The sequence below is a fragment of the Parabacteroides distasonis genome, from assembly GCF_004793765.1.
GTDB lineage: Bacteria > Bacteroidota > Bacteroidia > Bacteroidales > Tannerellaceae > Parabacteroides > Parabacteroides distasonis_A.
The window spans coordinates 17,124-29,513 of the sequence record NZ_SRYM01000015.1; the positions used below are offsets into that span (position 1 = coordinate 17,124).

The following is a 12,390-nucleotide window of genomic DNA, read 5'->3' on the forward strand; positions in this document are numbered from 1 at the left end:
TTATCCGTTAGGTACGAAAGTTTGAGTTAAAATTATTCTTGCGGACAAAAGTCATGGCAGAACGTGTGAATGGCATGATCGAGGCTTTGTAACGAATCGTGTGGGTAATCTAACTTTTGTGTTTTTTAATTCGGCTGCTACGTTCTTTAATACTCTATTTATAATAACACAGCATCTCGGACAATCCCAGCAAGTTATTTTTGTGTGGATACCTTTAATAAAATATTATCGTAAAATCCTTCGTGTATCTTATCGATAAGATTTCTAAAATTTGGATGAACAGATTGTCATGTTCCATAGCTTAGAGTTTTTAGTGATTATCTCAGCTTCCCGATAAACAGCACCGGATTACTCTCCTCGTTCAGTCCGGGGAAACGTCGTGCGAACTCTTCCTTCTTCAAAACGTCTTCCGGATACATCAGCATGGCGCACCAGCCCTCATCTAACGAGAAGAACTGTTTGGGCAACCACCGGAAGTTGTCATCGAACTTGATGTTTTCTAAAACTCTTGCGTTTCCGTCTTTTTTGTCGATTAAGGCAACCCCTTCAAGATCATCCCTTTTTCCCTTGAAGGAGAGTAATATTGTTTCCTTTGATTCCACGTAATCCGGGATATGCCCGATGTATCCTTTCTCTGTCTCCTCCATTACAATTTGCATATCATTCTTTCCGTCTTGTGCCCAAAATCCCGCTGGAGGAATTTTATTGTCGATATTTATTCGATATCGAACTTTAGTGCTATCCATCGTACACTCAAGTATCTCATTGCCTTGATAGCCATGAGAGATTATAAGTCCTTCAAAACGTTCGAATGAGTTTGTGAATGAGCTGATATATTTATTTTGTTTCTCTATGGAGTCATAGGTGCTGATATAGGTTCCGTTCTTATGATTGATTATTCTGTAACGCAATTGCCTCTCGGCAGGCGCACATTTTATAATGTATGAGTTGTCATTAAATAGGGTGATAGCCTCTATATATGCTATGTTTTCATAATGCCTATTATTGATGAACTCGAATGAGGTTGAATAGGTTATCATGGATTGTGTGGATGCTATGGTGATATCGCCATTGGGCCATATCATAAAATTGTTAAGGAAGGGGTACGATTGTGGATCTTCCCCTTTTTTAGATAAGACACGTTTGATTTTTCCTGATTTATCATATACTATTAAAATGTTATCAGAGCCGATGTATATATCCTCTTGAAAGAGGGCGATGTTCTTGATTTTGTAAAGTACATCTATCAATGCGTCATCCCTTGTTTCCAGGGGGACATACCAATGTTCTTCAAATACTTCATCCACGTCTTTTTCTACCCGATGTGAGAGTGGAATAAAATACTCGATTATTTCGTCCTTGCTATTATCCTTGGCTTGATCCTGATTACAACTGATAAGCAAAAGAGCGACTAAAAATAGAAGATAGATCATGATCGTTTTTGTTTTAAGAAAAAAAGCGGGTTTTAGCAGATGGCGCCTGCTAAAACCTGTTCTTTCTTTTGTTACTAACCTCCTATGGTATTGCAGTTTTGTACTCCTCCAAGACCATTGCATTTAGAATCACACTCAGAGCAGCTGGAGGCTTCAAAGGAACCGGAACTGTTCCAGCAATGACAATACGCACTTCCTCCCCCTAAGATTTTCATCATTTGCTCTTTTGGAAGAACTTTACCTTGTAGGTTTAACACTACTTTTGTCAGTTTTTTTAGATTGTCCATAATTTGAAAGATTTAAAAGGTTAATTGATGTGTGGTCAAATGTTTTTGCTTTGATATTTACAAAGGAACTAAAAAAAAATAAAAAGCAATAGGTGTTGCGTTTTTTTAATTGTTATTTATTATATTTTGCTTATGTAATATTGCTGATTATAATAGTGTTACGGAAGACTATGGATACATAGGGGGATAAACCCTTTTTATACTTACCCATACGATTCATCTACGGGGCGATTGTTTAGATCTTGTAGTAGTAGGGGCGTACTCCTTCCGGAAGGAAGAAACGGATATCCTTGCCGGTTTGGTAAGCGTTACGGATAAATGTGGAGGAGATTTCCATCAAGGGAGCGTCTACCTTTTTCACGTTCGGATAAATGGCAGGGATCGAGATGTCGAATCCTAGACGGGGATAAATCAGCAGTTTGTAGTTTTGGAGTATTTTTTCATATTCTTTCCATCGGGGGAAAAGTTGCCAGTTATCGGCTCCCATGATAAAATAAAAGTCCCTATCCAGATAGTTACTGGATAAGGCTCGCAAGGTATCAATGGAATAAGAAGGTTTCGGCAGGTGGAACTCAATATCGCAGACCTTGAATTTCGGGTATCCGTCAATGGCGGCTTGGGCCATTTCCAACCGTAGTGAGTCATCTAGCAAGTCATCCTTTTTCTTCAGCGGATTATGAGGCGTGACCACGAACCACACCTCATCCAGTCCCTCGAACTCACATAGCCAGTTCGCTAAGGCGAGATGGCCTATGTGAATGGGATTGAACGATCCACTGTAGATGCCGGTCTTGAGTCTCATCTTTATACTTACCCCTTCTTTTGCCAACCCTTATAGTTGATAAAACAAATGAATATATTAAATATCAGGATGCCCCCGATGATATACTCCTTATAATACAGGCTAATACCACCTAATACGAGGCTCGCTATCCCACAAACGATAGAAAGCCCCATCATAAAACGGGTATTCTTGAATATATTAGACATAGACTATTTGTTTAAGAACTCACGAATGATCTTCAACGCATCTTTTTGGGCAGTCTCCAGATCATCGTTTACGACAACCTTATCAAACTGTCCCGTGAACCCTAATTCATACTCAGCCTTGGCGATACGGCTTTCGATAACTTCCGGGCTGTCTGTTCCCCGTCCTTCCAATCGCTTCCGTAGGTCGTCGATGGAAGGGGGTTGGATAAAAACAGACAGGGCACGGTCTCCATAGAATTTCTTGATATTGCATCCGCCTACCACATCCACATCGAAAATCACGTTATCCCCTTCGTTCAAGATACGCTCTACCTCGCTCTTTAACGTACCGTAATATTTATCGGTATACACCTCCTCATATTCCAAGAAGTCTCCATTAGCGATACGACTGCGGAATTCTTCCGGCGTAAGGAAATAATATTCCACACCATTCTTCTCGGTTCCCCGCGGAGCCCGGCTGGTAGCCGAGATGGAGAAACGAAGGTGTAAATCCTGTTTCAAAAGATAATTAATAATGGTTGATTTTCCGGAACCCGAGGGTGCGGAGAAGATAATTAATTTGCCAGCCATTCTCGTTAATCTTATTATAATACGTTTAGTACCTGTTCCTTGATTTGTTCCAACTCGTCTTTCATCTGGACCACGATCTTCTGCATCTCGGCGTGGTTGCTTTTTGAACCGAGCGTATTGATCTCACGTCCCATTTCCTGAGCGATAAAACCGAGCTTCTTGCCTTGGCCGTGACCGGATTCCATGGTTGAGATAAAATATTTCAAGTGGTTGTCCAGACGGTTCTTTTCCTCGTTGACATCCAGCTTCTCGATGTAATAGATCATCTCCTGCTCGAAGCGATTCTTGTCGTAGTCCTTCTCGGCTATCTTTTGCAGGTTATCCATGATACGAGCCTTGATCTTCTCGATACGTTTCCCCTCGTATTTCTCCACTTCTTTCAACAGAGTGGCGATATTGGCTATCTTTCGCTCGAAAAGCTTTTGAAGCATAGCTCCTTCTTGGATGCGGAAATCACACAGGTGCTTGATAGCGTCTTTTACCGTTGCTAAAACCACTTCCCATTCGGATTCGTCCGGTTCTACGGTCTCGGATTTGATAGCGTCCGGCATCCGTAGCAAAGTCTGGAACCAATCACTCGGAACACTGATGTTCAGTTTCTCGGCGATCTCCTTGATTTGATTGTAGTAATTCTCTACGGCGGCAAGATTGATCTGTGTAGGAGTATCTTTGCCTATATATTCTATAAAGATATTGAACTCAACTTTTCCCCGCTCCAAAGATTGAAGTAACAGGCTCCGAAGCTCCATCTCCTTTTCCTTGTATATGGAAGGGATACGGGTGGACAAATCCAATTGCTTACTGTTTAAAGCCTTTATCTCTACGGTTACTTTTTTTGAAGGGAGCTCGGCAGTAACCTTACCGAATCCAGTCATTGATTGTATCATTTTTCTCAAAAGTTTGTGCAAAGATAGTGGTTTCCTTTTAGATTTGATGTTTATTTTCCCATAAATAGATGTTTCTCATAGGACTGCCAGGATAGTATAATGAATTTTTGTATACCTTCGCAGCCTAATCAGATTGAAGGATTGAGATTGCTTGTTCGTTCAATTATCAATTGTTAATAGTTAATTATTATGTCATTGATTTTAAATATCGAGACATCCACTTCCGTGTGTTCAGTAGCCCTGTCGGAAGGGGAGGAGGTGGTCTTTGAGAAGGCTTCCTTTGAGGGGCCGTCTCATGCGGCGTTATTGGGCGTTTATATGGAAGAGGCATTAAAGGTCGCAAAGTCGAAAGGGATGAAACTGGATGCTGTGGCAGTAAGTAGCGGACCCGGATCTTATACGGGGTTGCGTATCGGGGTGTCTGTGGCTAAAGGACTATGCTTTGGGTATGGTATTCCTTTGATCGGTATTCATACGTTGGATATTTTAGCGTCTGACGCTATCCGGAAAAATAAGGAGGAGGCCGATTGCTTATATTGCGCTATGTTGGATGCCCGCCGTATGGAAGTCTACACTTCGATTTATGATTCCCATCTCAACACGATACGTGCCACGACCGCTGATATCATAGATGCTGATTCGTATGCTTCTTTTTTAGAGAACGGTAAGGTTTGTTTCTTTGGGGACGGTGCCGCTAAATGTAAGGCGGTAATCACTTCTCCGAACGCTTGTTTTATAGATGGTATCTATCCATTGGCTGTAAATATGGCATCCTTGTCGCAGAAGGCATATGATGAGGGGCGTTTTGAGAATGTGGCTTATTTTGAGCCTTTCTATTTGAAAGAATTCCAAGCAACGATCGCTAAGAACAAAGTGCTGAACGAGGCGTTAGGGAAAAACAAATAAGAGTAAGGGCACATAACCAAATTCATGCTCCGGTTCCTATAGAGCAAGCTAACTGAGAACAATAACATAAAAAGGCGGGATCCTTTCGGACCTCGCCTTTTTTAATATAGATAGTTATTTTATTAACCAAGGAATCCTAGCAAGATACCGGCAGCTACAGCGGAACCGATTACGCCTGCGACGTTCGGACCCATAGCGTGCATCAGCAAGTAGTTGCTTGGATCGTATTCCAAACCTACGTTCTGGGAAATACGGGCAGCGTCAGGTACGGCGGATACACCGGAGTTACCGATCAACGGATTGATCTTGTTGCCTTCTTTCAAAAACAGGTTGAAGAACTTAACGAACAATACACCTGCGCAAGTAGCAATAACGAATGACAACGCACCCAAACCGAAAATCTTGATAGAGTTTAATGTTAAGAACTGGGTAGCTTGTGTAGAAGCACCTACCGTGATGCCTAACAAGATCGTGATAACATCGATCAGCGGGCCGCGGGCTGTCTCTGCCAAACGGCGAGTTACGCCACTTTCCTTGATCAAGTTACCAAAGAACAACATTCCCAACAATGGCAGGCCAGACGGCACCAAGAAGGCTGTCAACAATAAACCAACGATCGGGAAAATGATTTTCTCCGTCTGTGAAACAGCTCTAGGCGGTTTCATACGGATCACACGTTCTTTTTGTGTCGTAAGTAAACGCATGAACGGCGGTTGGATAATAGGAACCAATGCCATGTACGAATAGGCTGATACGGCAATCGCACCCATTAAGTTGGGAGCCAACTTAGAGGACAAGAAGATCGCGGTCGGACCATCCGCACCACCGATAATACCGATAGCACCGGCTTGGCTCGGATCGAAGCCCATTTGCAAGGCGATGATGTAAGCTCCGAAAATACCAAATTGAGCAGCAGCTCCAACTAGCATTAACTTAGGGTTGGATATCAAAGCGGAGAAGTCTGTCATGGCACCGATACCGAGGAATATCAAGGGTGGATACCATCCCTGCTTCACACCTTGGTACAGGATGTTCAATACGGAACCCTCTTCGTATATACCCAACTGCAATCCGGCGTCCTTGAATGGAATGTTACCGATCAAGATACCGAAACCGATCGGGATCAGGAGCATTGGCTCGAACTCATACTTTATAGCCAGGAATATGAACAACAAACCTACCAGCAGCATTATGATATGCCCCGGAGTTGCGTTCGCAAATCCTGTATAAGAGAGAAATATTTGGATATTTTCTCCTAGGAATTGTAAGAAACTTTCTTGCATATCATTAACCGATTACAACGAGATCCGCACCTTCCAATACAGAGTCGCCTTTATTTACTTTTATTTCTACAATCTTACCGTCACGATCGGCGTTGATGTTGTTTTCCATCTTCATGGCTTCCAACACGAGGATCTTTTGGCCCCTCTTAACCACATCGCCTACCTTGCAATCCACGCTTAAGATCACGCCTGGTAGCGGAGATTTCACTGCACCTGCGGCACTTGGAGCGGTCGGGCGAGTGATAACAGGCTCGCCGCTGGCTGTCGTCGGGGCTTGAGCCGGACGTTTCAAGGTTACCATTTGTTTCTTGGCCGGCTTCTCCATCTTCACTTGATAGGGAGTACCGTTTACTTCCACTTCTGCTATATCATCTACGACAGAATTGATATGTACTTTATATGTATTACCGTTGATGGTATATTTAAAACTTTTCATTCTTTAGTTGATTTTAGAGGATGATTATTTTTTTGTCGGAGTCTGACGTAAAGAATAAAGCTTAGAACTCCATGGAGAATAACTGCGTTGTACCTTGCGGATCGTTAATACCGTATGTTCGATATCGTGATTGTCATCGCTCATTTCATAGAGAGCGGTAGCAATGGCTGCGAATATCTCACCGGATTCTTGTCCGGCGTTAGCGGAAACGGTGACGCCTTCGCCCGCTGCTTTCTGCGCATTACGTTTGCTGGCACGGATCGCTGCGTTACCAATTTGTTTAAATACAAGGAACAAGATCATCAAGCCGATGAACACAACCGCCATCGCCGTGATAGTCATACCGATACCGAGAGAATCGTTTTTTTGGAAATTTTCGATCTTCTCGTTAGAGTCTAACGTTACATTATTCGTACTGGGGGTTACCTTGTCCAAGATCGCCCACTTTCCAGTGCCATCTATATCCAATCCGTAGCTTATGTCGGCTCTTTGCCCGGCGGGAATCGTGATCTCATCGATCAATGTCGTTCCGTCGGAATCATATAAAGCCAGGTAATTGTCTTTGCTCGGATCGAACGTGAAGTTTACGTGGAATGTTCCTTTCGTTGGAGCATTGTCCGCCCAAAAAAGTATATGTTGGCGAGGGGGTACCTTTGTCAATACATCTCCCTTGGGGATCATATATTTCTTGGGGTTATTTTTATCGTTAGTCAAAAAACAACCCCGCAAATCTACCGTGCCGGCTGAGTTGTTGAACAACTCAAACCAGGGATGGCGTTTTCCGTAGTCATCAACGAAGTTATCCTCGTTGACAACCAATACTTCGTTTAACTTAACGGAGGTAGTCAGCTGTGCCTTGGCTCCCATGCTGAAGAGAACCATTAACAAAAGCAATACCCCTATTTTCTTATTTATCATATTCATCTCCTGTTTTACGGATTATAGAGGCAGGTTATCATGTTTCTTAGCAGGATTGCTTAACTTCTTAGTCTGCAATTGCTGCAAAGCACGAATAATACGGAAACGAGTGTTACGCGGTTCGATAACATCGTCGATATAACCGTATTGAGCTGCGTTATAAGGATTTGCGAACGCCTTCTTATATTCAGCTTCTTTCTCTGCGGCGCATGCTTTCGGATCTTCAGCGGCTGCGACATCCTTGGCGAAGATAACCTCTACGGCACCGCTCGGGCCCATAACGGCGATCTCGGCTGTCGGCCATGCGTAATTCATATCACCACGTAAATGTTTAGAACTCATCACGCAATAAGCTCCACCGTAAGACTTACGCAATGTAACGGTAATCTTAGGAACAGTGGCTTCGCCATAAGCGTAAAGCAATTTAGCGCCATGAAGGATTACACCGTTGTATTCCTGACCTGTACCCGGAAGGAATCCCGGAACGTCAACCAATGTTACCAAAGGAATATTGAAAGCGTCGCAGAAACGAACGAAGCGGCCCGCTTTACGAGAAGCGTTGCTATCCAAGCATCCTGCCATAACCTTCGGCTGGTTAGCTACGATACCGACAGATTGTCCGTTGAAACGAGCGAAACCTACGATTATATTCTTAGCGTAATCCGCATGAACCTCTAGGAACTCGTTGTTATCGACGATCGTACCGATAACCTCGTACATATCGTAAGATTGGTTAGCGTTATCAGGAATGATCTCGTTCAAAACGTCATCCAAACGATCGATCGGATCCTTGCATTCGATCAGCGGAGTTTCCTCTAAGTTGTTCTGAGGTAAGAAACTGAGCAATTTACGGATCAATTGCAGACCATCCTCTTCTGTATCGACAGCGAAATGGGCCACACCCGATTTTGTAGTGTGTACGCTGGCTCCACCCAACTGCTCTTGGGTTACATCCTCACCTGTTACGGTTTTTACTACTTTCGGACCTGTCAAGAACATGTAGCTGGTACCACGTGTCATGATGTTGAAGTCTGTCAAAGCCGGAGAATAAACGGCTCCACCGGCGCAAGGGCCGAAGATACCGGAAATCTGGGGAACAACGCCGGAAGCCAAGATGTTGCGTTGGAAAATCTCAGCGTATCCTGCCAAAGCATTTACTCCTTCTTGGATACGAGCTCCACCGGAATCGTTCAAACCGATAACGGGAGCGCCCATCTTCATGGCTTGATCCATTACTTTACAGATCTTCATAGCCAAAGACTCAGACAAGGCTCCACCGAATACGGTGAAATCTTGAGCGAAGATATATACCAAACGTCCGTCGATCGTACCATAGCCTGTTACGATACCGTCGCCTAAGTATTTAGTTTTCTCGATGCCGAAGTTTGTACAACGGTGTTGAACAAACATGTCGAATTCCTCGAAACTACCTTCGTCAAGCAACATGGCGATACGCTCACGAGCGGTATATTTGCCTTTTTTGTGCTGTGATTCGATTCTTTTCTCTCCTCCACCCAAGCGAGCTTGCTCACGAAGTGCGATGAGCTCTTTTACTTTTTCAAGCTGGTTACTCATTGTATTTTGATTTGTTGTTAGAAATGAACGGATTAATTATTTGTTGCTCGGCATGCAAAGTTCTGTCAATACGCTGCAAGTTGATTTCGGGTGAAGGAAAGCGATGTTCAAACCTTCCGCGCCACCGCGGGGAGCTTTGTCGATTAATTTAACGCCTTTTTCCTCAGCCTCGTTCAATGCGGCCTGTACATCAGGTACCGCGAATGCGATATGGTGGATACCTTCACCTTTTTTCTCGATAAATTTCGCGATCGTGCTGTCTTCGCTAGTCGGCTCCAGTAATTCAATCTTAGTCTGTCCTACCTTGAAAAATGCGGTTTTTACTTTTTGGTCTGCTACTTCTTCGATATTGTAGCATTTTAATCCAAGAACGCCTTCATAATAGGGTAAACAAGCCTCGATACTCTTCACGGCGATACCTAAATGTTCGATATGTGTAAGTTCCATGTCAATAATAATTTAAAGATTTAGTAAATGTTTGTTTCTATTTTCCGCAAATGTACACTACTTTTTATGAATGAGGAAATAAATCCTTGTTTTTTGTTGAGGTAATTATGCCAAACTACATTTCTATTTTTACCGCGACCCGCCTTGCGGTGTTACTGCACGCCTATTGCAGTGTCACTGCACGTGCGGTGCAGTACTACTGCAAGGCGGGTCGCGGTAAAAGGTCTTTGATGAGTCTTACTAGAAATCCACAATCAATCGCACGTTTAGCTGCCGTCCGGTCAAATAGTTTGGAACCGCGTATTGGACATTATACACGTCTGTTATCCAATAGTAGGAACTAACGTTTTTGATGTCTAATATGTTAAATACGTCCAGGCCTAGCCAAATGTTTTTCAAATGGCGGAAGAAGCCCCTGTCCATGATAGCGTCCGTGCCTCCTGCCAATTGATAGGAGAGGCCGATATCCACACGTTTGTAGGCGGGCGTACGGAAATAGCCGGCTTCGTATCCTTTGCCGGGGATTGTCTGGGGAAGTCCTCCGGATAAAACTCCTTTCAGATTTAGCTTGACTCGTTTATAGCCCGGGAAATAATCTTGGAAGAAGAGGGAGATGTTGTAGCCTTGGCTATTGGCCATAGGTACGGTCGTTGTTTCCCGGATGGTTTGCTGGGCTTTCATCAAGGAGAAGCTGATCCATGAGTCGGTGCCCGGTACGAATTCACCGAAGAATTTGACATCGAGTCCCATGGCGTAACCCTTGGCGCAGTTCTCGCCGTAATAGCGGATCTTGACGTTGTCTACGGTGTAGGGATTCAGATTGTCCAGTTTTTTATAGTACATCTCGGCGGTCACCTTGAAGTTCCGGTCTACGGCACGGAACGTATAATCTCCTCCCAATATGAAATGGATGGAGCGTTGTGACTTTAGATCTTTGTTCAATACCGTGATATTATTGCCGTTCTTATCTTTGTCTACTTTACGCAATTCCTTGTAGAAGGGCGATTGATAATACAGTCCGGTGGCGAAACGGAGCGTTAAATCTTGGTCGAAGTTCGGGATAAAGCCCAATGAGGCACGGGGACTGAAAAGAAACTCTTTATTATAAGTCCAATAACTACCTCTAATTCCAGCGACTAACGTGAACAGGCCTTGCTTGGTCCTGAATTTGAACGCGTCTTGCGCATAAGCGGAAAAGCGTGTGCTTTCTATCTGATTATCAGAAAAGAGGTTCGAATATACACTTACGTTATTACCGGTTTGGGGCAAAGAATAACCTGAGGAATCCCTTTTTTCCCACTCACTGATCTTATCATTGATCTTCTCCGTTTGTACCGTGGCTCCCCATTTCAACGTATTATTTAAAAGGCGGGCCATCCCATAATGCCCGACATTCATGACAGTCGAGTTCAAGCGGTTTCGTGCGTGCTCGTGATAACGGCCTACGGACATGGCGGCTGACGCGTCGTCATCCGGATTTTCCGCTCCGTTCTCGCTCAGCCAATATTCTCCGGCGATATCGTATCCCTCTTCTTCCTTGCTTTTGAAAGCGGAGGCTTGAAGTCCCAACTCTGTGTTCTCATTGGGGTTGTGTTTCAATGTAAGCGCACCGAACAAGGTTTGGAAACGATCTCTTTCCCTTCCGTCGAAATAGACTTTGAAGTTCTTGGGACGCTCGGCCGTACCGAAAGAGGTTTCCCGGCTATAAGGGGTGAATTTATAATTATTGTTAGCGAGGTTTCCCAAGAAATTGATTTCCCATTTAGGGGAAAATTGGTACGTGATGTAAGTTTGCAGATCGATAAATTTGGGGTTGTATTCGGCGTCAGTATCCATAGTGCCCAAAATAGACCGACCGCTTTTAAAGCGGAAACCCGTTACTTGGGTAAATTTACCGATAGAACTACCCACGTAAGCATTGGTGCCCAACAAGCTTGCGGAAGCCGAGCCTTCGAACAGCTTAGGTTTTTTATAGGTAATATCCAGCACGGAACTCATCTTGTCTCCGTAACGAGCCTCGAAGCCGCCGGCGGCGAAATTGACCGCCTCCGTCAGGTCCGGATTGATAAAGCTAAGGCCCTCTTGCTGCCCCGAGCGAATCAGAAGCGGACGGAATACCTCGATCCCATTCACATAAACGATATTTTCATCATAACTACCTCCACGTACGGAATACTGGGAACTTAGCTCGTTGTTGGACGAAACTCCGGCAAACGTAACGACCAAGCTCTCTATACTACCTCCGGAGGGATCGGGTAATAATTTGATTTTGTCTGCGTTTAGTGACTCCATGGTCGTGGTCTGCTTGCGAATGGCGGTAACGGATACTTCCCCTAAATCAACGGAGGTATAGTTCATCTGTACGTTCAGGCGCATATCCGCTTGTGCCGAAGGAATGATGCGTTCCGCCTTGTTATATCCCAGACAAGAGTAAATAACGGAGATAGAATCTCCCGGTGATATGGAGAAGGAATAATATCCCTTCTCGTTGGTCATGGAGCCGATCAACGTGTTCTTAACCCGGACGTTCACTAATTCCAGTGGGTTACCGTCGGCGTCACGTACATAACCGGTGATTTTTATGCGGCCCTCGCCAAAGGCGCTCACGGAAATAAGTATAAATAGCAGCGCAGCTATCGCACGAATCTTCATAATCTA

Annotated in this window: 12 protein-coding genes; 1 reads left to right on the forward strand and 11 read right to left on the reverse strand. The window is 44.1% G+C overall.

Features of this window, described 5'->3' with window-relative positions; translation table 11 throughout:
* Window positions 1-317: 317 nt before the first annotated feature.
* The 5 genes from E5342_RS07300 to E5342_RS07325 all read right to left on the reverse strand — a co-directional run bounded on the left by E5342_RS07300 (window position 318) and on the right by E5342_RS07325 (window position 4,167).
* Complete coding sequence (locus E5342_RS07300) at window positions 318-1,433, reverse strand: 6-bladed beta-propeller (RefSeq protein WP_121736086.1); 1,116 nt, start codon at window positions 1,431-1,433, stop codon at window positions 318-320.
* 522 nt (window positions 1,434-1,955) lie between these two features.
* A complete protein-coding gene (nadD, locus tag E5342_RS07310) occupies window positions 1,956-2,522 on the reverse strand; it encodes a nicotinate (nicotinamide) nucleotide adenylyltransferase (RefSeq protein WP_121736088.1) in 567 nt (188 codons plus the stop codon).
* An 8-nt stretch (window positions 2,523-2,530) separates the two neighbouring features.
* Window positions 2,531-2,710, reverse strand: coding sequence for a hypothetical protein (locus E5342_RS07315; RefSeq protein WP_121736089.1), 180 nt, complete (start codon window positions 2,708-2,710; stop codon window positions 2,531-2,533).
* Window positions 2,711-2,713: 3 nt separating this feature from the next.
* Window positions 2,714-3,280 (reverse strand): guanylate kinase, encoded by a 567-nt coding sequence (gene gmk, locus E5342_RS07320; protein ID WP_121736090.1) that lies wholly within the window; start codon window positions 3,278-3,280, stop codon window positions 2,714-2,716.
* A 14-nt stretch (window positions 3,281-3,294) separates the two neighbouring features.
* Entirely contained in the window at window positions 3,295-4,167 is an 873-nt protein-coding gene (locus tag E5342_RS07325) for a YicC/YloC family endoribonuclease (RefSeq protein WP_135959119.1), read from the reverse strand.
* 189 nt (window positions 4,168-4,356) lie between these two features.
* On the opposite strand from E5342_RS07325, the gene tsaB reads away from it, so the two are divergent.
* Window positions 4,357-5,073: a tRNA (adenosine(37)-N6)-threonylcarbamoyltransferase complex dimerization subunit type 1 TsaB gene (tsaB, locus tag E5342_RS07330; RefSeq protein ID WP_135959120.1), complete on the forward strand. Its 717-nt coding sequence runs from the start codon at window positions 4,357-4,359 to the stop codon at window positions 5,071-5,073.
* A 122-nt stretch (window positions 5,074-5,195) separates the two neighbouring features.
* On the opposite strand, the gene E5342_RS07335 is transcribed toward tsaB, so the two are convergent.
* The 6 genes from E5342_RS07335 to E5342_RS07360 form a co-directional block, all read right to left on the reverse strand.
* Window positions 5,196-6,356, reverse strand: coding sequence for a sodium ion-translocating decarboxylase subunit beta (locus tag E5342_RS07335; protein WP_121736093.1), 1,161 nt, complete (start codon window positions 6,354-6,356; stop codon window positions 5,196-5,198).
* A gap of 4 nt (window positions 6,357-6,360) precedes the next feature.
* A complete protein-coding gene (locus E5342_RS07340; protein WP_121736094.1) occupies window positions 6,361-6,792 on the reverse strand; it encodes a biotin/lipoyl-containing protein in 432 nt (143 codons plus the stop codon).
* A 24-nt stretch (window positions 6,793-6,816) separates the two neighbouring features.
* Window positions 6,817-7,710: an OadG family transporter subunit gene (locus E5342_RS07345; protein ID WP_121736168.1), complete on the reverse strand. Its 894-nt coding sequence runs from the start codon at window positions 7,708-7,710 to the stop codon at window positions 6,817-6,819.
* A gap of 21 nt (window positions 7,711-7,731) precedes the next feature.
* On the reverse strand, window positions 7,732-9,285 hold the full coding sequence (locus tag E5342_RS07350) for an acyl-CoA carboxylase subunit beta (protein ID WP_121736095.1): 1,554 nt from the start codon (window positions 9,283-9,285) through the stop codon (window positions 7,732-7,734).
* 36 nt (window positions 9,286-9,321) lie between these two features.
* Window positions 9,322-9,732, reverse strand: coding sequence for a methylmalonyl-CoA epimerase (gene mce, locus E5342_RS07355; protein ID WP_135959121.1), 411 nt, complete (start codon window positions 9,730-9,732; stop codon window positions 9,322-9,324).
* 240 nt (window positions 9,733-9,972) lie between these two features.
* Window positions 9,973-12,384 carry a TonB-dependent receptor gene (locus E5342_RS07360; RefSeq protein ID WP_135959122.1) on the reverse strand — a complete coding sequence of 804 codons (2,412 nt, stop codon included), beginning with the start codon at window positions 12,382-12,384 and terminating at the stop codon, window positions 9,973-9,975.
* Window positions 12,385-12,390: the final 6 nt, after the last annotated feature.

Coding starts and splice junctions, on each gene's coding strand:
- E5342_RS07360 (WP_135959122.1), bottom strand. CDS start 12,384: ATGAAGATTCGTGCGATAGCTGCGCTGCTATTTATACTTATTTCCGTG.
- E5342_RS07335 (WP_121736093.1), bottom strand. CDS start 6,356: ATGCAAGAAAGTTTCTTACAATTCCTAGGAGAAAATATCCAAATATTT.
- E5342_RS07340 (WP_121736094.1), bottom strand. CDS start 6,792: ATGAAAAGTTTTAAATATACCATCAACGGTAATACATATAAAGTACAT.
- E5342_RS07325 (WP_135959119.1), bottom strand. CDS start 4,167: ATGATACAATCAATGACTGGATTCGGTAAGGTTACTGCCGAGCTCCCT.
- nadD (WP_121736088.1), bottom strand. CDS start 2,522: ATGAGACTCAAGACCGGCATCTACAGTGGATCGTTCAATCCCATTCAC.
- mce (WP_135959121.1), bottom strand. CDS start 9,732: ATGGAACTTACACATATCGAACATTTAGGTATCGCCGTGAAGAGTATC.
- E5342_RS07315 (WP_121736089.1), bottom strand. CDS start 2,710: ATGTCTAATATATTCAAGAATACCCGTTTTATGATGGGGCTTTCTATC.
- E5342_RS07350 (WP_121736095.1), bottom strand. CDS start 9,285: ATGAGTAACCAGCTTGAAAAAGTAAAAGAGCTCATCGCACTTCGTGAG.
- gmk (WP_121736090.1), bottom strand. CDS start 3,280: ATGGCTGGCAAATTAATTATCTTCTCCGCACCCTCGGGTTCCGGAAAA.
- E5342_RS07345 (WP_121736168.1), bottom strand. CDS start 7,710: ATGATAAATAAGAAAATAGGGGTATTGCTTTTGTTAATGGTTCTCTTC.
- E5342_RS07300 (WP_121736086.1), bottom strand. CDS start 1,433: ATGATCTATCTTCTATTTTTAGTCGCTCTTTTGCTTATCAGTTGTAAT.
- tsaB (WP_135959120.1), top strand. CDS start 4,357: ATGTCATTGATTTTAAATATCGAGACATCCACTTCCGTGTGTTCAGTA.